The 20885-nt window shown below is 69.3% G+C and carries 17 protein-coding genes; 7 read left to right on the top strand and 10 right to left on the bottom strand.

Annotation, left to right across the window (positions count from 1 at the left end):
* The first annotated feature begins 176 nt into the window (after positions 1 to 176).
* Positions 177 to 1175 (top strand): TerC family protein, encoded by a 999-nt coding sequence (locus tag ACIQCY_RS13310; RefSeq protein ID WP_400484364.1) that lies wholly within the window; start codon positions 177 to 179, stop codon positions 1173 to 1175.
* 12 nt (positions 1176 to 1187) lie between these two features.
* On the opposite strand, the gene ACIQCY_RS13305 is transcribed toward ACIQCY_RS13310, so the two are convergent.
* From ACIQCY_RS13305 to ACIQCY_RS13290, 4 genes are all read right to left on the bottom strand, one after another.
* Positions 1188 to 1685, bottom strand: coding sequence for an SRPBCC domain-containing protein (locus ACIQCY_RS13305; protein ID WP_400484363.1), 498 nt, complete (start codon positions 1683 to 1685; stop codon positions 1188 to 1190).
* Positions 1682 to 2101 carry a VOC family protein gene (locus tag ACIQCY_RS13300; protein WP_400484362.1) on the bottom strand — a complete coding sequence of 140 codons (420 nt, stop codon included), beginning with the start codon at positions 2099 to 2101 and terminating at the stop codon, positions 1682 to 1684. The genes ACIQCY_RS13305 and ACIQCY_RS13300 overlap by 4 nt, the downstream gene beginning before the upstream one ends.
* Before the next feature lie 101 nt (positions 2102 to 2202).
* The gene (locus tag ACIQCY_RS13295; protein WP_400484361.1) at positions 2203 to 3177 is read right to left on the bottom strand and encodes a class I mannose-6-phosphate isomerase; all 975 of its coding nucleotides are present in this window, start codon (positions 3175 to 3177) and stop codon (positions 2203 to 2205) included.
* 70 nt (positions 3178 to 3247) lie between these two features.
* The gene (locus ACIQCY_RS13290; protein WP_400484360.1) at positions 3248 to 4810 is read right to left on the bottom strand and encodes a chitinase; all 1563 of its coding nucleotides are present in this window, start codon (positions 4808 to 4810) and stop codon (positions 3248 to 3250) included.
* Positions 4811 to 5012: 202 nt separating this feature from the next.
* On the opposite strand from ACIQCY_RS13290, the gene ACIQCY_RS13285 reads away from it, so the two are divergent.
* Positions 5013 to 7427: a glycosyltransferase family 2 protein gene (locus ACIQCY_RS13285; RefSeq protein WP_400484359.1), complete on the top strand. Its 2415-nt coding sequence runs from the start codon at positions 5013 to 5015 to the stop codon at positions 7425 to 7427.
* 192 nt (positions 7428 to 7619) lie between these two features.
* Here the strand turns inward: ACIQCY_RS13285 and ACIQCY_RS13280 are convergent, their stop codons facing one another.
* Positions 7620 to 9956 carry a chromosome segregation ATPase gene (locus ACIQCY_RS13280; protein WP_400484358.1) on the bottom strand — a complete coding sequence of 779 codons (2337 nt, stop codon included), beginning with the start codon at positions 9954 to 9956 and terminating at the stop codon, positions 7620 to 7622.
* A gap of 164 nt (positions 9957 to 10120) precedes the next feature.
* Positions 10121 to 11584, bottom strand: a complete 1464-nt coding sequence (locus ACIQCY_RS13275) for a YdiU family protein (RefSeq protein WP_400484357.1) — start codon at positions 11582 to 11584, stop codon at positions 10121 to 10123.
* 130 nt (positions 11585 to 11714) lie between these two features.
* On the opposite strand from ACIQCY_RS13275, the gene ACIQCY_RS13270 reads away from it, so the two are divergent.
* On the top strand, positions 11715 to 11906 hold the full coding sequence (locus ACIQCY_RS13270) for a hypothetical protein (RefSeq protein WP_400484356.1): 192 nt from the start codon (positions 11715 to 11717) through the stop codon (positions 11904 to 11906).
* A gap of 64 nt (positions 11907 to 11970) precedes the next feature.
* Entirely contained in the window at positions 11971 to 12666 is a 696-nt protein-coding gene (locus ACIQCY_RS13265) for a DsbA family protein (protein ID WP_400484355.1), read from the top strand.
* A gap of 51 nt (positions 12667 to 12717) precedes the next feature.
* Here the strand turns inward: ACIQCY_RS13265 and ACIQCY_RS13260 are convergent, their stop codons facing one another.
* The 3 genes from ACIQCY_RS13260 to ACIQCY_RS13250 form a co-directional block, all read right to left on the bottom strand.
* Entirely contained in the window at positions 12718 to 12903 is a 186-nt protein-coding gene (locus tag ACIQCY_RS13260) for a hypothetical protein (RefSeq protein WP_400484354.1), read from the bottom strand.
* Between the two features lie 79 nt (positions 12904 to 12982).
* Positions 12983 to 13828 carry a metal-dependent hydrolase gene (locus tag ACIQCY_RS13255; RefSeq protein WP_400484353.1) on the bottom strand — a complete coding sequence of 282 codons (846 nt, stop codon included), beginning with the start codon at positions 13826 to 13828 and terminating at the stop codon, positions 12983 to 12985.
* A gap of 134 nt (positions 13829 to 13962) precedes the next feature.
* Positions 13963 to 14790 (bottom strand): aldo/keto reductase, encoded by an 828-nt coding sequence (locus tag ACIQCY_RS13250; protein WP_400484352.1) that lies wholly within the window; start codon positions 14788 to 14790, stop codon positions 13963 to 13965.
* 99 nt (positions 14791 to 14889) lie between these two features.
* Between ACIQCY_RS13250 and ACIQCY_RS13245 the strand changes: the two genes are divergently transcribed.
* The 3 genes from ACIQCY_RS13245 (at position 14890) to ACIQCY_RS13235 (ending at position 18735) form a co-directional block, all read left to right on the top strand.
* Entirely contained in the window at positions 14890 to 16194 is a 1305-nt protein-coding gene (locus ACIQCY_RS13245; RefSeq protein ID WP_400484351.1) for an MFS transporter, read from the top strand.
* On the top strand, positions 16191 to 17276 hold the full coding sequence (locus ACIQCY_RS13240; RefSeq protein ID WP_400484350.1) for a M24 family metallopeptidase: 1086 nt from the start codon (positions 16191 to 16193) through the stop codon (positions 17274 to 17276). The genes ACIQCY_RS13245 and ACIQCY_RS13240 overlap by 4 nt, the downstream gene beginning before the upstream one ends.
* 61 nt (positions 17277 to 17337) lie before the next feature.
* On the top strand, positions 17338 to 18735 hold the full coding sequence (locus tag ACIQCY_RS13235; RefSeq protein WP_400484349.1) for a glycoside hydrolase family 5 protein: 1398 nt from the start codon (positions 17338 to 17340) through the stop codon (positions 18733 to 18735).
* A gap of 8 nt (positions 18736 to 18743) precedes the next feature.
* Here ACIQCY_RS13235 and ACIQCY_RS13230 read toward each other — a convergent pair whose 3' ends face one another.
* Complete coding sequence (locus ACIQCY_RS13230; RefSeq protein WP_400484348.1) at positions 18744 to 20825, bottom strand: hypothetical protein; 2082 nt, start codon at positions 20823 to 20825, stop codon at positions 18744 to 18746.
* Between the last annotated feature and the right edge of the window lie 60 nt (positions 20826 to 20885).

Here is a 20885-nt window from a genome sequence, read left to right as displayed (position 1 = left end):
GAATCGAGTCGAGCACGCATGCGTTAGGCTTTCCGTATCAAGGGGAGTACTCCCGTCTGTGATCGGCCCGTCAATACGGATGCACTGCTGCATTCCGGGCCCATCGGTTCCGGTTCCATCCGGGCGGAGGAGACCTTGGCGCCTATGTCCGACGCCTACCCTTTGGAGCACCCCTCATGCAGGTCACCCCCACCATCTGGTTGATCACCATTGCCGTGACCATCCTCTTCTTCGTCTACGAATTCTTCGCGCACGTGCGCAAACCCCACGAGCCCACCATCGGCGAATCGGCCCGGTGGTCCGCCTTCTACATCGGCCTCGCCCTGCTGTTCGGGGTAGGCATCGGCGTCGTCTCGGGCTGGACGTTCGGCGGCGAGTACTTCGCCGGATACCTGACCGAGAAGGCTCTCTCGATCGACAACCTCTTCGTCTTCCTCATCGTGATGACGGGCTTCGCGGTGCCGAAGAAGTACCAGCAGAAGGTGCTGATGATCGGCATCATCATCGCCCTGATCCTCCGCGGCGGGTTCATCGCCATCGGCGCGGGACTGATCGAGAACTTCTCCTGGATCTTCTACATCTTCGGCGCCCTGCTCCTCGTCCTGGCCTACAAGCAGGCGTTCGGCAGCCACGACTCCAACCCGGCCAACGGCAAGTTCATGCAGCTCGTCCGCCGTGTCCTGCCCGTCACCGACGAGTACCACGAGGACAGGCTCACCGTGAAGAAGGGCGGCACGCGCTTCGTCACCCCGATGCTGCTGACCATCATCGCGATCGGCTTCGTGGACCTCATCTTCGCCGTCGACTCCATCCCCGCGATCTACGGCCTGACCAACGAGGCGTACATCGTCTTCACCGCCAACGCCTTCGCGCTGATGGGCCTGCGCCAGCTGTTCTTCCTCATCGGCGGCCTGCTCGAACGCCTGGTCTACCTGGCCCAGGGACTCGCCGTCATCCTCGCGTTCATCGGCGTGAAGCTCGTCTTCCACGCCCTGCACGTCAACGAGCTGCCCTTCATCAACGGCGGCGAACCGCTCCTCTGGGTGCCCGAGATCCCCATCTGGTTCTCGCTCCTGTTCATCGCGGCGACCATCGCGGTCGCCACCGTCGCGAGCCTGCTCAAGACCCGGGGCGACGACGCCGAGAAGGACCGCGAACTGGTGGAGAGCGAGTAGAAGCTCAGTGCTTCACGGCGACGGGATGGCAGTGCTGAGGGCGACGCGGTCGATCGTGGCGCCCCAGCCGTCGCGGGTACCGCCCTCGATGAGGCTGCGTACTTCCTCGTCATCGAGATGATCGGAGAACGCGACGCCGAGTTCCAGGCGCGTACCTTCCGGGGTGTCGCGCAGGTCGAGGGTCACGATGGGTGCCTCCTGCTCACGCGTGCCGGCAAGGTCCGGCCATCCTCCGGCTGCGCCCCACCGGAAGACCAGCCGTTCGTCCGGGACGATCTCGAGGTACACCCCGCCGGTCGGGTACTGGAGATCCTCGGTGACGGACATGTGCTGGCGCCACGTTCCGCCGACCCGGAGGTCGACCTCGATCGGCGCGGTAGGTGTGGGCATCGCAGGGTTGTAGAACCACGCGAGGTGCTCCGGCTCGGTCCAGGCCCTGAACACCTGCCGGCGGGAAGCCCGGAGGTCGCGGGTGAGGGTGAAGCCGCGTGCGGCGCCGGCGGGGGTCATCGCGCGCCCCCGTCTTGCTGCGACGGCTCGTAGCCGATGAGCCAGTGCAGCCCGTGGCGGTCGATGACCTGGCCGTCCGACCCACCCCACGGCTTGGGCGCCAGAGGGTCGACGACGGTTCCTCCCGCGGAGAGCCTGTCGAACCACTCGTGCAGGACGGGCGGTTCGGCGGTGCCGAGCAGCGAGAGCATCAGCCCTTCGCAGCGCACGGTGGCTTCCCCTGCGGGAGCGTCCGACCCCCCGAGGGCGACGACGCCGTCGAGCACCCCGTGCGCCACCGCCGTGGGCGGCCCGTCCGTCCTGGCGAAGTCCCCGTAGCTGAAGAGGGACACGGTGCCGCCGAACACCTCCGCGTAGAAGCCCAGCGCTTCCCGCGCGGTCCCGGGAAAGCTGATGTAGACCTGTGGTGACGTCATCCTGTACTCCTCATGCCACGTGATGTGGCGTCGCTCCGGTACTACGTGTGCCTGACGGAAGGTAGACGGGACCGGCCGCCCGAATTCATCGGCGTTCCCGTTCAGGCCGCCGGCGGCCGCGCCAGCAGCACCTCACCGGCGCCGTCGAGCGTCACGTTGTCGGCGCCGGCCGGCAGCAGCCACGTGCTACCGCGGGGGGCGGCCCGGCCTTCGACAGTGATAGCGCCCTCGCTGACGACCAGCACCGCGAAACCGGGATCGAGGGAGAGCGTCCCCTCGACCGGGACGCGCTCGAGCCGGAAGAATTGGTCGGCGTCGGGCGGGAACACCGATCCCGACGGCGGTGCGGTGCGGACGAGGCCGCCGAGCGACTCCCGGGGAAGCGCGGTCCGCTCGACGGCGGTCAGGGCCAGCTCGAAGCCGAGGCCCAGATGACCGTCGGCGGTGCCGTCGAGCGCGAAGGCCCGCCACTCCAGCAGGATCGAGAGGTCCTCCGGCTGCTGCAGTTCCAGCAGCAGCACACCCGCGCCGATGGCGTGCAGCACGCCCGGCGGCACGAACACCACGTCGCCCGGTGCCACGTGGACCTCGTGCAGCAGACCCAGAAGCGCGTCGACGTCCTGCTCCTCGACGAGGGCCGCCAGCTCAGCCCCGCTCACGTCGCGGGTGAGCCCGAGGTGCACCGTGCCGGCCTCGAGGATGTACCAGGCCTCGGCCTTGCCGTGGGCGTGCCCGAGATGCCGGGCGGCGAAGGCGTCGTCAGGGTGGGCGTGGACGGGCAGGCGCTGGCCGGCGTCGAGCAGTTTCACCAGCAGCCGGACGTCGCTACCCCAGCGGGCAACGTGCTCCTCCCCGAGCCAATACCCGGGATCCGCAGCGACGGCATCCCGGAGGAGTGCGCCGTCCGCCAGGCGGGTGAGCCCCAGCTCCTCCTCGCCGAAGATCGTGGTCGTGGAGCCGATCCAGTCCTCCGGCTCGAACTCGGCCGCAGCCGGCTCGCCGCGGAAGTCCGAGATGCGTGCCCCGCCGCGGTAGAAGCGCTCCGGCGGTCGGTTCGAGGGCAGGCGCTCGATCATGGCGCTCACTTCCTGTAGGTGGGCGGTGCTCAGCACAGCGTAGCCACGCGACGCCGGGTCGGACAGCAGGTCAGGAGCCCGACTTCTCCTCGACGATCTTCAGCACCGCGGCGTCGTCGAGCTTCTGCCACGGCGAAGCATCCGAGCCCTGCACCGCCGCCTCGGGGCTGTCGGTCTGGCTCCACCACTTGGCCTCGTACACGCGGCCGTCCACGAGGATCCGATCGCCCCGCTCATAGACCGCCTTCGCGTCCCACTCCGGGTACAACCCGGCCGGGGCGGTGACCACGGGGGCGGGCCGCTCGTTCGGCAGCACGGGACCGAGCAGCGTCCACGGGGTCTCCTCCGCCTGCAGCACGGGATCATCCGGCAGGTCGCCCTGCGTCCAGTACTTCGCCGTGTACACGTTGCCGTGCCACACCACGCGGTCGTCCTCGCGGTACGTGCCGACGTCGGACCAGATGGGGTACGGGCTCGTCTCCGGATCGTCCTCGACGAGCTCCTGCGGCTCCTCCGGGGCCAGGGGCTCCTCGGCGAGCGTCGCGGCCCGTCCCTCGAAGCCCGCGCCGAGGAGAGGCGCGAACAGGAGGCCCTGCTGGTCGACCCCGCTGCAGGCATCGGACACCACGGTGGTGTCGGTGTAGTTCTCGCTGCACGTGGCGTCCCGGTTCAGCGACCACTGGGACATCCGGCCGACGCCGCGCTCGGCGGCGAACGCATTGAAGGCCTCGGCGTCGTCGAGCGTGAAGATCTCGCCCTTGACGTCGTTCTGCCCGATCATCGGCGTGAGGCCGATCTTCCGCCAGGCGGCCTGCGGGCCGAGCTCCATGCCCGCACGCTGGTACAGCACCTGGACCTGGCGGTGCGTGGCATCGGCGGCGTTCCGGGACGCCGTCAGCATGCTCGTGCCCTCGGGGCGGCTTCCGCCGTAGTCCATGGTCATCACGTTCACCCCGGCGAGGTCGACGCCGGCCTCGAGGAACTGCGTGACGGCGGCCGTCCCCTCGGCGGTCATGCCGGTCGGCGCGACCGGCAGGGTCAGCCACACGTTGAGCGGCGTGTCCGTGCCGGCCCGCTCGGCCTGCAGTGCGGCGAGGGCCTCGGCCCGGCGCTGGCCGGCCGCGGTGTCCTTGAGGTTCTCGCCCTCGATGTCGAGGTCCACCGTCGAGAGCCTGTAGCGGTCGACGACGGCGGCGTAGGCGTCCTTCAGGTCCTCGGGATCCTCGCAGGCCGTGGCGAGCTCGTCATTGAGGAGGCCGCCGAAGGACACGATGACCTCGCCGCCGTCCTGCACCAGCCGGGCCACGCGCCTGTCGAGGTCGAGCGCGGCTTCTGCCTCGTCCAGCCCGTAGAAGGTTCCCCACGACGGTTCGCAGGGCTCGGTCTTCGACGCGACGATGAAGGACAGCACCACGCTCCCGCCTGTCTCCACCGCCGGATCCTCGAAGGCGTAGGACGGCGTGGCGGTGACGTCCACGTACCCCGCGAAGAACGCACCGGTGCTCTCGGCAACGCGGGCGTCCTCCCAGCGGTTGAAGCCGGTGAGGCCACCGACGGTGACGCCGCCGATCACGACGGACAGGACGGCCAGGCGGAGGACGGACAGCTTCCGGCCAGGAAAACGTGCAGACACAGGAACCCCAGATCATGAAAGTCGCAGCGTGAGGAACAGCGCATGAGAAGGCGCTCAGCTGCTTGAACCTTAAATGATACTGTTACCCGGGTCACATACGGTTCGCGCGGATGCATCACTTTGTACGCAGGGCGGTAGTGGGCACAATCGGGTCTCACGGACGGACGCTCACGGGCGTCCTCCGCCAACTGCTGGGGTAGCCATGTCCAAGAACCGCACCACCACCGCGCCGTCGTCCGACGGCAACCGCTCCGACGTCCCGCCGGCCACGCCGGGGGCGGCAGTGCTGCCGTCGGCCGCCGTCCTGAACCCGGCCGCGCCCGATACGTCACCGGCACGACGACGGCAGTGGGGCGCCGAGCGGCGCTCGGAACCGCTCTCGATCGTGCACCCGACGCCGTCCTCGCGGAAGATCGCCCTGGGCAGGCTCGCCATCGTGACCACGGTGCTCGCGTGGATCACCTACATCGTCACCACGATCCTGCGCCAGTTCGCCAACAACCCGAACGCGGGGTTCCGGTTCCAAGTGGAGGCGACGTCGTACCTGATCGTGGTCACGTTCCTGACGTTCTCCGCGCTGATGTACCTGCTGGCGCGCCAGGGTGCGCTGTACCGGTTCCGGGACCACACGCGCGTGCCGCGGGGCGAGCTGGACCGCCATTTCGCCCACCACAACGAGGGCATCACGGTCCTGGTGCCCTCCTACGCGGAGGAACCGGCGGTGGTCCGCGCGACCCTGTGGTCCGCGGCGCTGCAGGAGTTCCCCAACATCCGGGTGGTGCTGCTCCTCGACGATCCGCCCCACCCCACCGATCCGGCCATCCGCGAGCGGCTCGAGGCTACCCGCGCGCTCAGCTTCCAGATCGAGTCGGCGCTGCTGGAACCCTCCACGCGTGCAGCCGCGGCGCTGGCCGCCTTCGAGGCGCACCTGGCAGAGCGCGGTGTCGGCGCGCCGTCGTCGTGCGATGACCTGCCGCCCCTCATCGCGGCGTACGAGTCCGCGGCCGTGTGGCTCGAGGACATGGCCGACGCCGAGAAGGTGGACGACCACGTGGACGAGTTCTTCGTGGACCTCGTCATCATGGGACTCGCCCGCGAGCTGCGCCTGACCATGTACGCGCTCGACGCCGCGCTGGCGCAGGGGCAGTGCCCGGAGCCGGACCGCATCCGCGAGCTGTACGTGCGGCTGGTCCGGATCTTCTCCACGCGGCTCGAGACGTTCGAGCGGAAGGCCTACGCGTCCCTCTCGCACGAGGCGAACAAGGCCATGAACCTCAACGCCTACATCTCGCTCATGGGGCAGCGGTGGCAGAAGGAGCACGTGGCCACCGGCACGGTGCTGCGGCCCCTCGCTCCCGGGCAGGCCGCGGACGGCGACGTCCTCGACGTGCCCGATTCCACCTACCTGCTCACGCTCGACGCCGATTCCCTGCTGCTGCGCGACTACTGCGTGCGGCTCGTGCACCTGCTCGAATCGCCCGGCAACGAGCGGATCGCGGTCACGCAGACGCCGTACTCGTCCTTCCGCGGTGCGCCCACGCGCATCGAGCGGGTGGCCGGCGCGACGACGGACATCCAGCACATCCTGCACCAGGGCATGTCCTACTACGGGGCCACGTTCTGGGTGGGCGCCAACGCGGTGATCCGGAAGCGGGCGGTGGAGGACATCGTCGAGGTCGAGGACGTGGGCGGCTTCGAGATCAAGACCTACATCCAGGACCGCACCGTCATCGAGGACACCGAATCCAGCGTGGACCTCGGTACGCACGGCTGGACGCTCATGAACTACCCCGAGCGCCTGAGCTACAGCGCCACGCCGCCGGACTTCGGCTCCCTCGTGGTGCAGCGGCGGCGCTGGGCGAACGGCGGGCTGCTGATCCTGCCCAAGCTGTGGAACCAATTACGACGACGGCGCCACCTCCGCGAGCAGGTCCTGTTCCGCGAGGTGCTGCTGCGGGTCAACTACATGGCGTCGATCGCATGGGCGAGCTTCGGGCTGCTGTTCCTCCTCGCCTACCCGTACGACAGTCGGCTCCTGAGCCCCGTGGTGTTCCTCGCCGCGGCGCCGTACTTCCTCGCCATGGGCAGCGACCTCCGCGACTGCGGGCACCGCTTCTCCGACATCTTCCGGATCTACGGCTTCAACCTGGTGCTGCTGCCGGTGAACCTGGCCGGCGTGCTGAAGTCCATCCAGCAGGCGTTCACGGGGGAGAAGATCCCGTTCGTCCGCACGCCGAAGGTCAAGGACAGGACGGCGGCGCCGGGCCTCTACGTGGTCATCCCTTACGCGATCGTCGCGTTCTCGCTGCTCACCCTCGCCCGCGACGTGATGGAGCAGAACTGGGGGAACGCCGTCTTCGCGGGGCTGAACGCCGTTCTGGCGGCCGGCGCCATCCGCGCCTACATCGGGATCAAGAACTCCGTGGTGGACATGGGGCTCGGCGTCATGAACTGGCTGTACGTGGCGCCGCGGAAGAAGAAGGTCGAGGAGTCGAAGGTGATTCCGAAGACCGCGGCCGAGGCCGACTGGGAGGCGATCCTGTACCACGGCGACCGCCGCCTGAACCGGGACCTGCGCTCGGGCAACGACCGCCGTCGTCGTGCCGGGGTGCGGTAGGGCTTCGCCGCCACCAGCCCTCCGGCCGCTCGACCTCCCGGCCGCTCGATCGTCAGGATTCGCCGAGCGGCGCTGATCCGCGCCACCGTACCGACGCGACGCACGGAAAAGCCCCGACGCGCCGGCAGGCGGGTCGGGGCTCGTCCGTCAGGAGTGTGCAGGGTTGGTGCTGATCCTGCCTGTTCCAGGCCGTCAGGCCACGCAGCCGCCGAGCAGGATCTGGCCATCGATGGTCTTGATCTGGCCCTGGACGGCGCCGAGCTTGTCCTCGAGGGTCTTCGCTGTTGCGCGCTGTGCCGTGATGGCGTCCTTGTTCTGCTTCTTCTGCGCTTCGAGTCCGCGGAGCACTGTCTGTGCATCGGTGACCTGCTTGTCGAGCGTCGTGAGCTGCCCCTGCAGGGTCTTCAGCGTGGCTTCCGTGGCGCTGATCTCGCCGTTGAGTGCATCCAGCTGGGTGAGTAGTGGAGCCACCCGAGCCTGAAGTGCGAGCACTTCTGTTTCCTTCGTCGAGATCCGGGTATTGAGACCGGTCAGTGCCGCTACCAGCTTGTCCATGTCGGCGTTCAGCGTGGAGATCTGCCCCTGCTTGTCCGTCACGGCTTGTGCTGCACGGTCGGCCGCGGCCTGGAGTGCGGGCAGCCGATCCTGCAGCCCCGCGAGGTCCGCAGCCTTCGCTGCCACTGCTGCGTCAGCGGCCTTCAGCCGGGCTTCGGCGTCTGTCAGGTTCTTGCGCAACCCGTCCAGCAGGCCCCTCTGCTCGGCGGCATCGGCCTTCGCCGCTTCCACTCCGTCAACGAGGCCTGGCAGGGCGGCCTCGAGGTCGGCGACGATGCGCTCCTGCGCCGCCGCTGCGCCACGGGCGTCATCGGCTGCTGCGACGAGGTCCGGCAGTTCACCGCGCAGGATGTCGAGGTCCTTCTGCTGGACGCCTACCGCGGTCTTCGCCTCGGTCAGGGCGGTCTGCAGCGCGGGGAGCTGGCCCTGGAGCGTCTTGATCTCCGCCTCCTTGGTAGCCACGGCAGCATTCGCCACGGTCAGGGAGGACTGCAGGGGAGCGGCTTCCTTCTGGAGATTGCTGCTCTCGGTCTGCTTGGCCAGCAACTGCGCATTGAGTGAATTCACCTGGGCCTGCAGGGTGTTGAGGTCGCCTTGCAGGCCCGAGATCTGCGAGTTCTTGTCCTCGATCTGGGTGTTCACGGCTGCGAGTTCGCTTTCCTTCGCCACCCGCTGTTCCGTCAAGGTCTTCTTGAGCGCGGCATTGTTCCCTTTGATCTGGCTGAACTGGGTCTTGAGATCCGCGATTTCCCCCTCAAGCGTCGTCTTCCGGCTTTGCAGCGCGGTCAGCTCGTGCTGGAAGGCCGTCAGGGCAGCTCGCTCGGCGGTGATCTCAGTGTTCTTGGCGGCGATGTCCTTTTCCAGCTGCGACATCTCAGCGCTGACGGTGCTGATGCGCGTGTTGTTCGCGGTGACGGCGTCGGCAGCCTTCGTGGCGTCCGCCCGAAGTGTCACGAGGGCGCCCTCGGCGGTGGCAACCACGGCCTGCTGCGCCGTGACTGCATCGGCAGCACGCGAGACAGCGGCTTCGCCAGTGAGGAGTTCGGCCTGGGCGGCTGCGATGGCTGTGTTCTTCGCGATGACGGCATCAGCGGCCGCCGCGGCTTCCAGCTGCTGCGCTGTGAGGGTCGCGGCAGCGGCCTCGATCTTCGTCCGCTGGGCATCGAGGGTGTCCTGGGCCGTGACGCCATCCGCGATCAGCTGGGCGAGCTCGGTTTCGGCGGCAGTCACAGCCTGACCGGCTGTGCCGACCGCCGTGGCCGCCTCCTCCGCCGTCGTGGTGAGGGCTGCCAGCTCACTCTTCGCCGCTGTGATCGCAGCGTTCTGGCTCTCGATGTCGCCCGTGGTCTGCGCTGCGGTGGCCTGGAGGCCGAGGAGATCGTCAGCCGCGATACGGAGTGCTTTCCTCGTGGCCTCGACCTCGGCGGCCGCGGCGGTTTGCTGCTTTTCGAGCTCCGCTTCGTCAGCCACGGCGGCGTCCAGCTCGGCTTGGAGCGGCGCCAACGCTTCGACGACGGCGCTCTGCTGCGACTGGAGCTTCGCCAGTTGCGACTGCGCTTCGGTGACCTCCGCCGTGGTCTTCGCCTGCTGCTCGGTCAACGCCTGTATGTCCGCGGTGGCTTTGTCGGAAGCCGTCTCGAGCTGGGCTTCCTGCGCGATGAGGGCCGTCAGGGCGCTGTTCGCGGTGTCGATCTCCGCTTTCAGGCCGGTGGCAGTCGCCTGGAGCGCCGCTCGATCGGCTTGCAGCTTGGCGATGACGTCGGCATTCTTTTTCGCCGCAGACTTGAGGAGGTTCTCCTGGACCGTGCCCCGGTGTGCCAGCTGGTTCACGACGCCGTTGCAGACCCCGGACGTGGGCCCGGTGGTCGCTGATGCCTGCGGGGCGAAGACCAGGGCGCCGCCGAGGAGCCCGGGCAGGAGGACCGCGCTCGCAAGGCGGCGCGTGAGAAGGGTTCTTGCGTTGCTGCTGGGCACGGATACTCCTGGGTGGGCTTGAAAACGGCGTCGTCGCCACCCCAAAGGTAGGGAGATTAGTTTGCACAGGACATAGTGCTCCATACGCAACTAATTTCGGGCACTACTCACCTTCACGCTCCCGACTACGTGGAGGCCTACTCCTGCAGGTCAGACCGAAGCTTTCAGGTGCCGCAGTAGGTGGTGTACTTCCCGAAGTCCTCCGGCGCTCCGGCGGCGTACCGCTCCAGCCCCGGGCGCTCCTCGAAGGGCCTGGTCACAACGTCGACGAGCCGCTCGAGCGGTTCGAGGTCGCCGGCGGTCGCGGCGTCGAGGGCCTCCTCCACAAGGTGGTTCCGGGGGATGTAGACGGGATTGACGCGGTCCATCGCGTCGGCGTCCGGGTCCAGCGCGAGCCAGCGGGCGGCCCAGGCGTCGAAGGCGGCGACGTCGAGCACCTTGTCCCGCGCGGGCCGCGCGTCGCCGCGCACAGCGGAGCTGAGTCCCCGGAAGAAGGACGTGTAGTCCACGTGGTTCTCCTGCAGGAGGGTGAGGACGTCGTTGGCGAGCGGAGAGGCGACCTCGTCGTCGACGTCGTCGGCCAGGCCCAGCTTGGCCTTCATGCCGGTGAGCCAGGCGCCGCTGTACTGCGGGCGGAAGGCCTCGAGGGCTGCGACGGCGGTCGTGACGCCCCGCTCCTGGTCCTCGTCGATGAGGGGCAGCAGCGTCTCGGCGAGGCGGGCGAGGTTCCACTCGGCGATCAGCGGCTGGTTGGCGTAGGCGTAGCGGCCGCCGCGGTCGATGGAGCTGTAGACCGTGGCGTAGTCGAAGACGTCCATGAACGCGCACGGCCCGTAGTCGATGGTCTCGCCCGAGATGGTCATGTTGTCCGTGTTCATCACGCCGTGGATGAAGCCCGCGAGCATCCACTGCGCCACGAGCGTGGCCTGCGCGCTCACGACCGACTCGAACAGCGCCAGGTAGGGGCGCTCGGCCGCGGCGGCGTCGGGGTAGTGGCGGCTGATCGCCTGGTCCGCGAGGCGCTTGAGGAGATCCTGGTTGCCGGTGGCCGCGGCGTACTGGAAGCTGCCCACGCGCAGGTGGCTGCTCGCGACGCGCGCCAGGACGGCGCCGGGCAGCATCGTCTCGCGGCGCACCTCGCGCCCCGTGGCGACGACGGCGAGCGAGCGCGTGGTCGGTATGCCCAGTGCCTGCATGGCCTCGCTGACGATGTACTCGCGGAGCATGGGGCCGACGGCGGCGAGCCCGTCACCGCCGCGCGCGAAGGGTGTGCGGCCGGAGCCCTTGAGGTGGAGGTCGCGCAGGCGCCCCTCCGTGTCCGTGATCTCGCCGAGCAGCAGCGCCCGGCCGTCGCCGAGGCGCGGGTTGAAGCTGCCGAACTGGTGGCCGGAGTAGGCCTGCGCCACCGGTGTCGCGCCGCCGGGTACGGTGGCTCCGACCAGCAGGGCCAGTCCTTCGGGGGAGCGGAGGAACCCGGGATCGAAGCCGAGCTCGGCCGCCAGGGGCTCGTTGAGGGCCAGGAGCCGGGGCTCGGGGGCCTGTTCCGCCTGCCAGGAGACTGCCATCTCGGGCAGTTCCTGCGCGAAGCGGTGACCGAAGGTGACCTTGGAATCTGTAGGCACGCTCATTCATCCACCGTACGCCCGGACCGGAACGGCGTCGTCCTGCTGTTGTCCTAGCCACCGGACCCGCTCGCACCTAAACTAGTAAGCCACCTGATGTTTCGGGTGCAGAGGCGGACGATCAAAGGAGACTTTCATGGGCATCAGCAACATGGTCAAGAACGCAGCGGGCCGCTACCTCGGCAGGTCCGGCACCGGCACCACGCCGACCACCGGGCGCACCAAGGCAGGCGGAGTGGGCGGCGGACTGGCCGGCGGACGCAGGGGCACTCCGGTCCCCTCGGGCAAGACCGGCGGTATCCTCCGCAACCTGCTCAACCGCCGCTAGCAAGACGCTCGGGCCCTGTTCCCCGTGGGGAATAGGGCCCGAGTTCTTTGCCGTTGCACCAGTCATGCAGATTGAGATTTGGTCCGATGTGAAGTGCCCGTGGTGCTATGTGGGCAAGCGCCGTTTCGAGAAGGCCCTGGCCGGCTTCCCGCACAGGGAGAGCGTCGAGGTCATCTGGAAGAGTTACCAGCTCGACCCGAGCCTGCCCGACCACTATGACGGCACGGAGCAGCAGTACCTCGCTGAGCGCAAAGGCATTGCCCCCGAGCAGGTCACCCAGATGTGGCAGCACCTCGCCCAGCAGGCCGAGGGGGAGGGACTGCACTTCGACTTCGACCGGATCGTGGTGGGCAACAGCTTCACCGCACACCGCTTCCTGCACCTAGCCAAGTCCCAGGGCCGGGGCGACGCCGCCAAGGAAGCCATCCTGTCGGCCCACTTCGAGCAGGGCCTGGATACGTCCGACGTCGACGTCCTCGTCTCCCTCGGCACCGGCATCGGCCTCGGCGAGGACGAGATCCGCGACACCGTGACCAGTGACCGGTTCGCTGCGGACGTGCGTCACGACATCGAGGAGGCCCGGACGCTCGGCGTGCAGGGCGTGCCGTTCTTCGTCGTCGACCGCAGGTTCGGCATCTCCGGCGCCCAGCCCACGGAGCTCTTCCGGCAGGCACTCGACCAGGCGTGGCAGGAATCCCACCCGCTGGTCTCGCTCACGCCGTCCGCGGACGGCCCCGCCTGCGGCCCGGACGGCTGCTAGCTATCCGGCACCGAACGACGGCGGTCGCCTCGCCCGCCGTCGCGCCGGCGGTCAGCGCCGCGAGGAACCCCGCGCCATCCTCTTCAGTTCGTCCTGGACACGCGCCAGCTCCGTGAGGCGCTGGGCCCGGAGCTCCTCCGGGTCCGGCCGCCGGTGCCGCGCAGGCTCGGGCTCGGGCAGGATCGGCGCAGCCGCCTCGTCCTGCAGGGGATCGAAGAACAAACCGTCGCGGTGCATGGGACTTCCTCCAGCTGTCGGTACGTACTCCCGACAGTAGCGCCGCCGTGTTTCCGGCTTTTTTCGTCGCGCCCGGAGGTCACCCGAGACCGGAGAGGCGCGCGACCACCGCGCCGCCGTCGTCGATCCGGGTGATGGCCCAGCCGATGCCGCCCATCGCGTAGAGCGAGACGGGCACCAGGAGGCACCACTCGCGGGCCGATCCCGCATTGCCGAGGACGGGTACCGCGATGTTCCCGTTGGGCCGCCACACCTGCGCGACCACCGGGAGCTTCGCGAGGCTCCGCGGGCGCCGGATGCGGAAGGGGTACACGGGGTTGCAGCCGCCCGTGGTCAGCATGTCGCCGAGGATGTGGACGACGACGCCGATGCCCACCGCGAGCGGGAACCAGAACTGCTCCTCCGGCGCGAACGCGGTGACGAAGGCCCCGGCGGTCAGGCCGACGGCCCACGGCGACCTCCGCATGCTGTCCGGGATGATCTTCAGGGCCTTCGCCGCGAAGGAGACGAGCAGCACCGTGAGCAGGCCGGCGCCCGGGTAGATGGTGCCGAACTCGACCGTCTCCACGGTCCAGAGTCCTGCAACGAACGCGACGGCGACGAACGCGGCGACACCGAGGAGCGAGTGGGTGCCGCGGCGATGACCACCCGAGATCGCGCCGACGCCCGCGCAGAACAGGTTGGACAGCGGCGGCAGGGAATGAGCGATCGTGGCACTGTGATGGTCGGCATCGGGCAGGAGCGCGGCACCCGCCGTCACGAGGGCGCCGGTGACGACGCCGACCGGGCTGACGTCCAGCAGCCCGAGCCCGAGGGTGACGGACTCCGGGAGGGCCGGCAGCAGGAGGCCCGGGTGAACCTCGATCTGCGTGGTGGCGGCGACCCAGGCGGCGGCGCCGCAGGCAGCATGGTGGGCGCCCATCATGGCGGGAAGTCCTCTCGGTGAGACCACGCCGGCTACGGGGCGGCCGGCGGCGAAGTCCCATCCTGACGGGCGCCACCCCCATTATCGGAAACCGGGCACGCGGGGGTCCCGGATCCGAGGGCGCTACCCGCCGTTCACCCGGGCGGCAGCAGCGCGAGGTCCTCCTCGAGGAGGCGGAGCTCGCCGGCTCGGAGGGAGTCGAGGATCGTCTCCGCCCGGCTGCTCCCCACGATCGGGACGACGTTCGGCTGCAGCAGGAGCCAGGCCAGCGCTACCTGCTGCCAGCTCACGCCATGGCGGGCGGTGACCGCCGCGCAGGCAACTCCGCTGTCGGCGTGGGCCGCGGCTGCTCCTCCCAGGGGCATGTAGGCCAAGTAGGCGACCCCGGTCGCGGCACACAGCTTCGCCAGGGGGAGGTCCTCCGGGCGGTCCATCGAGAGCCGGTTCTGTACGGAGGCGATAGCCGTGACGGCCTGGGCCTCCTCCAGCTGCATCCGGTCCACGTTGGAGAGGCCGATCATCTCGATCTTGCCCTGCCGCTGCAGCTCGGCGAGTGCACCCACGCTCTCGCTCAGCGGCACGGCCGGGTCCACCCAGTGCAGTTGGTAGAGCCCTATCCTCTCGACGCCGAGGGCGGAGAGGCTCGCGTCGCAGTGGGAGCGCAGTGCCTCCGGCCTGCCGTCCACCGGGAAGTCCTCACCGGAGCGGTAGTGCCCACCCTTGGTCGCGACGAGCACCTCCGGGCCGGCCGTGGCGCCGGCCAGCGCGCGTCCGACGATCGCCTCGGCATAGCCGGGCGCGTCCCGCCGGGAGTAGGCGAGCGCCGTGTCGATGAGCCGTACGCCCTGGTCGACCGCCGTGCGTATCGCCGCGATGGACAGCTCCGCATCGAGATCCTCCCTGAACGCGAAGTGTGCCGTGCCCAGGCCCAGCACGCCGACCTCGTGACTGCCGATCCTCATTGCGTCAACAGCTTCTGCAACTCCATCTTGCGCACTCTACTCGACGGGATATGATCGTGAAACCGCTTTCACGACGACGAGGACACGAGGAAACAGGCGATGCCCACCGTTCCGCCCGGCAAGTCCCGCGCAGGCTGGCTCGTCGATACCGCGCCGCTCCGCGAGAGCCCGGCCTATGCCCGTATGTGGCTCAGCGGCGTGATCTCGGGGATCGGGTCGAACGCGACGATCGTGGCCGTGGGCATCCACATGTACGACCTCACTCAGTCCACGTTCGCCGTCGCACTGGTGGGCGCCTTCGCGCTCGGGCCCATGATCCTCGTCGGGATCTTCGGCGGCGCCGTCGTGGACGCCTTCGACCGCCGCCGCGTTCTGGTGATCGTCTCCGTCATCGCCTGGTTAAGCACCGTGGGCCTGGCGGTCGTCGCCTGGCTCGGCGTCCGGGACACCACCCCCTACTACGCACTGACCACCCTGAGCGCGGCGAGTTCCACGCTCGTGGGCACCGCCCGGTTCGCCATCCATCCCCGGCTGGTGGTCCGGCCACTCCTGCCCGCGGCGGCCGCCCTGAGCGGGATCAGTGCAGGGCTGCAGGCGACCATCGGCCCGGCCATGGCGGGGATCCTGGTCGCGACGGTCGGGTTCGCCTGGACCTACTCCGTCGACGTCCTCCTGTACGTCGTGGGGATCCTGGGGATCGTGAGCCTCCCGGCGATCCCCCCGGCCAGGGACGCTCCACGTTTCGGACTGGCCGCCGTCCGCTCGGGGTTCCAGTTCCTCCTGGCTGCGCGCAACATCAGGATGGCCTTTTTCCTGCACATGGTCGCCATGTCCTTCGGGCGGCCGCAGGTCCTGTTCCCGGCCCTCGGGGCCACGCTGCTGGGTGGGGGAGCGCTGACCGTGGGGCTGCTCACCACAGCCGGCGCGGTGGGGGTGCTCCTGAGCAGTGCCCTGTCCCGGCCGCTCGGCACAGTCCGGCGGCAGGGGCTCGGCATCATCCGGGCGACGAGCTGCGCCGGCCTCGCGATCTCCGCCCTCGGGATCCTCCTCGTCACCCTGGCGCCGGGGAACGGCACGGGCGATCCCAATATCCCGGCGATCGCGCTCGCCGCCGTGCTGCTGTGTGCCTGGGGTGCGGCGGACAATGTCGCGGGTATCTTCCGCACCACCATGCTGCAGACCGCCGCACCCGACGACGTCCGCGGCCGGATGCAGGGTCTCTTCACCGTCCTGCTCACGGCCGGCCCCCGCCTGGGCGACGTCTTCATGGGATCCATCGCCACGATCGCGGCGCTGTGGTTCCCGCCCGTCCTCGGCGGCCTCCTGATCGTGGCCCTCGTGGCACTGTTCGCAAGACCGGGCACCTCCTTCCGCCACTACGACACGATGGATCCGACACCATGACGCTTCTCGGCCCTGCCGCCCCGCCAGCCCATGCCGACGTCCCGGACCGCATCGTGAAGACGGCCCGGCTCCGCCGGATTCTCGCCGGACATCCGGAGGCGGACGCACTGGTGCTGACCAGCGCCGAATCACTGGCCTGGTACCTCGACGGCGCGCGGGTGACTGTGCCGATCGGGGGCGCCCCCGTCCTCGCGCTGGAGCTCGACAGGGCAGCGGAAACCATCCACTGCCTGTCCAACGAAGCCGAGCGCATGGTGGCCGAAGAGCTGCCCGAGGGGCTGCAGGTGGAGGCCGTCCCGTGGTCCACGGACCTCCTGGCCGGCAGGGCGGGCACCAGCATCCTGTCCGAGCAGCAGATCGCCGGGGAGTTGCGCGCGGCACGTGCCTCGTTGCTGCCCCAGGAACTGGCCCACTACCGGACGCTCTGCGCGGACCTCGCAGCCCTCGCCACCGACGTCCTCGGGCAGGCGGCACCGCATGCGCTGGAGCGCGAGATCGCCGCAGCCGCTGCCGGCGGGATCGTCGCGATGGGAGGGGAGCCGCTCGTGGTCCTGGTTGCCGGGGAATCCCGCCGCCACCACCGCCACCCGCTCCCCACCGACGCCCTCGTGGGAGGGGAAGCCACCCTCGTCCTCTGCGCCCGCCGTCGGGGGATGATCGCGAACCTGACGCGCCGTATCCGTTTCCGGCGGCCGACGGCGGACATCGCCGGCAGCGAGCAGCGGATCCTCGAGGTCGAGGCCGAGATCCTGCGCGCCACGCGCGTGGGCCGGACCTTCGTGCAGGTCTTCGACGACATCGCCTCCGCCTACCCCGCCCACGGCTTCGCCGCAGATGAGTGGACGCGCCACCACCAGGGCGGCCCCACGGGCTATCTGGGGCGGGATCCCAAACTGACGCCCACCACCTCCGGCAGCTTCGTGGAGAACCAGGCCTTCGCCTGGAACCCGACCGCACCGGGCGTGAAGGTCGAGGACACCGCGCTGCTGACCGACGCCGGGATCGACGTCCTGACGGTCGATCCGCGCTGGCCCACGGAGCCTGTGGGCGGCATCCCGAGGCCTGTCACCCTAGCACCCTGACCCGCTGCTGCGACGCCGCGTCCGGAACGGAAAGTACGAACCCTACGAGAAGGAGAACCACATGACGGAGCTGTCCTGGATCACGGTGGACGGAGACCGGCTGGTCGACGAATCGGGCACGCCGATCGTGCTCAGCGGCGTCGGCCTCGGCGGCTGGATGAACATGGAGAACTTCATCACCGGCTACCCGGGGAACGAGGCCGACATCCGCAGGGTGCTCCTGGACCGGATGGGCAGCGAGGCCTACGACGCCTTCTTCGAGGGCTTCTACCAGGACTTCTTCGACGAGGCCGACGCCGCGCACCTGGCCTCCCTCGGCCTCAACTCAGTCCGCATCCCGTTCAACTACCGGCACTTCGAGGACGACGCCCGTCCGTTCGAGCTCAAGGAGGAGGGCTTCCGACGGCTCGACCGCGTCGTGACGCTGCTCGCCCGCCATGGCATCTACTCGATCCTCGACCTCCATGCACTGCCCGGGTACCAGAACCAGCACTGGCACAGCGACAACCCGACGCACCGCGCCACCTTCTGGGACCACCCGCATTTCCAGGACCGCGTGGTCCACCTGTGGGAAGCGCTGGCCGAGCGCTACAAGAACCGCCCCGAGGTGGCGGGCTTCAACCCGATCAATGAGCCCTCCGACCCCTCGGGAGAGGTGCTGCTGCCCTTCTACGAGCGGCTCGAGAAGGCTATCCGCACCATCGATCCCCGCCACATCCTCTTCCTCGACGGCAACCGGTACTCCACCGACTTCAGCGCCTTCGAGAGGCGCAGCGAGCCACTGCCCAATACCGTCTACACCGCGCACGACTACGCCCTCCCAGGCATCACGAGCGCCAAGGAATACCCCGGCGTCACGCGGGGCGAGTACTTCGACCGGGGCGTCGTCGAGCAGACGTTCCTCCGGCGGACCGAGTACATGAGGAAGACCGGGACGCCGATCTGGATCGGTGAGTTCGGCCCCGTCTACTCGGATGACCGATCCCAGGACCCGTGGCGCTACCAGCTGCTGCAGGACCAGTTGGAGATCTACCGGGAGTACGGGGCGAGCTGGGCGCTGTGGACCTACAAGGACATCGGCCTCCAGGGACTGGTCTCGGCGACTCCCGACAGTGATTATGTGTCCCTCATCCAGCCCGAACTCGAGACCAAGCAGCGGCTCGGCATCGATTCCTGGGGAGGCTCCGACGCCGGTGTCCGCGACATCCTGGATCCCATCGACGCCGTGTTCGACCGCGAGTTCCCCGGCTACGCTCCCTACCCCTGGGGCCGCCAGCCCCACATCGCCGTCCTGGTGCGGCACATCCTGCTGGCGGAGCCACTCGCCGAGCGCTTCGGCGACCGCTTCGCCGGGGTGTCGCCGGACCAGGCGCGCACCCTGGCCTCCTCCTTCCGCTTCGACCGCACAGCGGAACGGGTGGGGCTCTCGGAGGTGCTGCGAGAGCACCTCCGAGGCTGACCCGGGGGCTAGGCAGGGTGGCGTACGAGTCCCTCGTGCGCCACCGTCCAGCCGGCACCGAAGCCTGGCGTCGAAGGCCCGCCGTCCCAGCCGGCGGCCATGAGCGACACCGCGAAGAGCAGGCCTCCGTTGCCGGGGAGGTAGATGGGCAGGCTCGCGTTCTGGCGGTTGTGCCCGTTGGCCAGGAACGTGTTCTTCGGGCGGTCCATGAGCAGCGCGTCGACCGCGAGGTCCGGATCGCCCAGCCTGGTGGCCGTCATGGCCGCAACAGGGAAGTCCCAGCCCCAGGCCGAATCCCAGTCCCAGTCCCCGAGGACGTCCGCCAGGGTGCGACGCATCGTCGCGGGGTCGATCACCGGCGTCGGCGGCACCATACCCAGCGCCGCGAGCATGCTGGGATGGTCGTCGCGCACGAGGTACGGCTCCGTGGCGAGCGCTACGTACTTTCCGTCCCGCACGGGCGCGGGGGCCATGGTGGTCGCCACCTCACGCCAGAGCTCCGGCACGTCCAGGCCCAGCCGTTCGCGCCACCGGCAGGCGACGTCGAGGGCCCAGGACCAGTAGGCGAGCTCGAAAGTGGGATTCTTCGCCGTCGCACGCTGGTCCGCATAGGACTCCTGGGCGGGGATGATGGGCGGGCCGAGATCGAATCCATCGGGGCCGCGGGAGGCGAAGGACGCCATGAACTCCGCGGTCTCGAAGACGATCGGTGCCCACCGCCTCAGTGCCTCGTCCCCGCTCCCCGCCCGGTGGAGCAGCTCGGCGAGGTAGATGGGGTGGGGTTGCTGCCAGACGAGGAACGGGCCGATGTTGCTCGGGGCCTCCTCGCCCGCCGGGCCCACCTGCTTGGGCCACCGTGCACCGGACAGGCCCTGGGACCGTGCCGTCTCCCGGGCCTTCTCCGCCACGCCCTCGTACCAGGGCAGGCTCCTCTCGAGGAGTTCCGAGCGTCCCCACTGCGCGAAGTGGGCTGCATGCCACCAGTGCATCTCGAGGTGGAATTTCCCCCGCCAGGAGTTGAGGGTCAGTCCGGTTTCCGCCGGTGGCATGGTGCCCGAACACTGGATGGCGGTGAGGTACTGCGAGAGGACGATGCGGCGCTCGAGCTCATGGGCGCGGCCGTCCTCACTGTCGGTGAGTTCGATAGCTGCCCCGGACTGCCAGAAGGACCGCCAGTGGTTCGCGCTCGCCGCGCGGACGTCGATGGGAGGGCCGGCAGCAGTGCGGGATGCCCCGGGCGCGAATCCGAGGACCACTTCGAGGCCTGCCACCGCGGTCAGGGCGAACTCGTGAGCCCCTATGCGCGCGAGGGAAGCTCCGGGCGACGAGATGCTGACGGAGTACACCGTGTCGTCGAGGGTGCGGAGGATGTTCCAGCCGTCGTCCGCGGCTGCCACGTCGCTGGAGTGGGATTCCGGCCGGCTCCAGTCCGCCGCGTTGCCCCACGCCTCCGATCCGTAGGGGAAGCGGATGCACAGGCCGACCTCGCCGCCGTCGTCCGCCGTGACCGAGACGGCGAGGGCGTCCTGGTCGGGATGGACGGCGGTGAGGACCGAGAGCCGCCGGCCCGCGAGCGTGAAGCGGCTCGAGAGCAGTCCGGTCTCCAGGTCGAGGTCCTGGTCGACGTCGTCGAGGTCCTGCGGACCAAGGGTGGCTCCACCGGGCCACAGGCCCACCCGGCCGAGATCCAGGCGGTGCGGATTGTTGCGCAGCCACTCCTCGGTCTCGCTCTGGCCCGACTGCTCGTGCATCGAGAATTCACCCCCGAGGTCCACGTAGGACGCCGGGCCGTGGGGCGAGTCGTAGGTCCGGGTGGCGTCGGCGAGATCGTGCGGTCGTTCGGCGGGAGTGGAGTGCCAGCCCCACTGGGACATCGTGCCGAGCAGGGTTCCTACGGTTTCGCCGTAGCGGCCCTCCACGGGGTAGGCCTCCGGGAACGTCTGGAGACCTGTGGCATCGGCCGTGAAGCAGAACTCGCCGTTGCCTACCGTGAGTGGTGACCGGGGATCGACGCCGGTGACGCGCGGGCGGTGGCGGGCCAGGAGTGCGGAGCGGTCGATCCGCCCTGGTGCCGGAACAGTTTCAGTCATGTACGGTCATCTTCCTGTTACGCGAAGAATGGGCGGCATCCCCAGTCCCGGACGCCGCCC

Source organism: Arthrobacter sp. NPDC092385 (assembly GCF_044755105.1).
GTDB lineage: Bacteria > Actinomycetota > Actinomycetes > Actinomycetales > Micrococcaceae > Arthrobacter_D.
This window is presented reverse-complemented; position numbering and strand designations above follow the sequence as displayed.

Coding starts and splice junctions, on each gene's coding strand:
- ACIQCY_RS13245 (WP_400484351.1), top strand. CDS start 14,890: ATGCCCACCGTTCCGCCCGGCAAGTCCCGCGCAGGCTGGCTCGTCGAT.
- ACIQCY_RS13300 (WP_400484362.1), bottom strand. CDS start 2,101: ATGACGTCACCACAGGTCTACATCAGCTTTCCCGGGACCGCGCGGGAA.
- ACIQCY_RS13250 (WP_400484352.1), bottom strand. CDS start 14,790: ATGAGGATCGGCAGTCACGAGGTCGGCGTGCTGGGCCTGGGCACGGCA.
- ACIQCY_RS13265 (WP_400484355.1), top strand. CDS start 11,971: ATGCAGATTGAGATTTGGTCCGATGTGAAGTGCCCGTGGTGCTATGTG.
- ACIQCY_RS13235 (WP_400484349.1), top strand. CDS start 17,338: ATGACGGAGCTGTCCTGGATCACGGTGGACGGAGACCGGCTGGTCGAC.
- ACIQCY_RS13285 (WP_400484359.1), top strand. CDS start 5,013: ATGTCCAAGAACCGCACCACCACCGCGCCGTCGTCCGACGGCAACCGC.
- ACIQCY_RS13295 (WP_400484361.1), bottom strand. CDS start 3,177: ATGATCGAGCGCCTGCCCTCGAACCGACCGCCGGAGCGCTTCTACCGC.
- ACIQCY_RS13240 (WP_400484350.1), top strand. CDS start 16,191: ATGACGCTTCTCGGCCCTGCCGCCCCGCCAGCCCATGCCGACGTCCCG.
- ACIQCY_RS13270 (WP_400484356.1), top strand. CDS start 11,715: ATGGGCATCAGCAACATGGTCAAGAACGCAGCGGGCCGCTACCTCGGC.
- ACIQCY_RS13255 (WP_400484353.1), bottom strand. CDS start 13,828: ATGATGGGCGCCCACCATGCTGCCTGCGGCGCCGCCGCCTGGGTCGCC.
- ACIQCY_RS13275 (WP_400484357.1), bottom strand. CDS start 11,584: ATGAGCGTGCCTACAGATTCCAAGGTCACCTTCGGTCACCGCTTCGCG.
- ACIQCY_RS13260 (WP_400484354.1), bottom strand. CDS start 12,903: ATGCACCGCGACGGTTTGTTCTTCGATCCCCTGCAGGACGAGGCGGCT.
- ACIQCY_RS13230 (WP_400484348.1), bottom strand. CDS start 20,825: ATGACTGAAACTGTTCCGGCACCAGGGCGGATCGACCGCTCCGCACTC.
- ACIQCY_RS13305 (WP_400484363.1), bottom strand. CDS start 1,685: ATGACCCCCGCCGGCGCCGCACGCGGCTTCACCCTCACCCGCGACCTC.
- ACIQCY_RS13310 (WP_400484364.1), top strand. CDS start 177: ATGCAGGTCACCCCCACCATCTGGTTGATCACCATTGCCGTGACCATC.